Origin of the sequence: Streptomyces sp. NPDC056061 (assembly GCF_042266885.1) — a bacterium.
Classification (GTDB): Bacteria; Actinomycetota; Actinomycetes; order Streptomycetales; family Streptomycetaceae; genus Streptomyces.
Window position 1 is genome coordinate 1 of the sequence record NZ_JBHJWQ010000098.1, and the last position, 1,052, is coordinate 1,052.

Genomic DNA, 1,052 nt, shown 5'->3' on the forward strand with positions numbered 1-1,052 from the left:
GCGTGGTGCTGAGGTGTGTTGTGTGGAGTTGGGTGCGGGGGGTGATCGTGTCGGGTATGCCGAGCGGTTGCGTGAGTGTGTGGGTGGTGTTGAGGTGTCGGGTGTGGTGTCGTTGTTGGGGTGTGTGGGGGGTGGTGGTTTGTTGGCCACGGTGGGGTTGGTTCAGGCGTTGGGTGATGTGGGTGTGGGGGCTGCGTTGTGGGTGGTTTCGCGTGGTGGGGTGTCGGTGGGTTCGTCGGATGGTGTGGTGGATCCGGAGCAGGCGTTGGTGTGGGGTCTGGGTCGGGTTGTGGGGTTGGAGCATCCGGACCGTTGGGGTGGTTTGGTTGATTTGCCGGGGTTGGTGGATGAGCGGGTGTGGGGTTGGTTGGTGGGGGTGTTGTCGGGTCGTGGTGGTGAGGATCAGGTTGCGGTGCGTGGGTCTGGTGTGTGGGGTCGGCGGTTTGTGCGGGCGTCGGTGTCGGGTGTGGTGGGTGGTTCGGGTGGTTGGCGTCCGGGTCGGGGTTCGGTGTTGGTGACGGGTGGTACGGGTGCGTTGGGTGCGCGGGTGGCTCGTTGGTTGGTGGGTCGGGGTGCTGAGCATGTTGTTCTGACGAGTCGTCGTGGGTTGGGGGCTCCGGGTGCGGTGGAGTTGCGGGATGAGTTGGTGGGGTTGGGTGGTCGGGTGAGTGTGGTGGCGTGTGATGTGGCTGATCGGGGTGCGTTGGAGGGTGTGTTGGCGGGGTTGCCGGTGGAGTTTCCGTTGACGGCTGTGGTGCATGCGGCGGGTGTGTTGGATGATGGTGTGTTGGATGGTTTGGGGGTGGATCGTTTTGGGGGTGTTCTGGGTCCGAAGGTGGGTGGTGCGGTTCATTTGGATGAGTTGACGCGGGGGTTGGGGCTGTCGGCGTTTGTGTTGTTCTCGTCGGTTTCGGGTGTGTTGGGTGCGGCGGGGCAGGCGAATTATGGTGCGGCGAATGCGTTTTTGGATGCGTTGGCCGAGCGGCGTCGTGCTGAGGGGTTGCCGGCGTTGTCGGTGGCGTGGGGTCCGTGGGCCGAGGGTGGTATGGCTG

The 1,052-nt window shown here is 64.4% G+C and carries 1 protein-coding gene; it reads left to right on the forward strand.

The features are described from left to right. Positions 1-22: 22 nt before the first annotated feature. The coding region (locus tag ACFC79_RS38275; protein WP_376249899.1) for a beta-ketoacyl reductase at positions 23-1,052 on the forward strand (1,030 nt) is incomplete at its 3' end.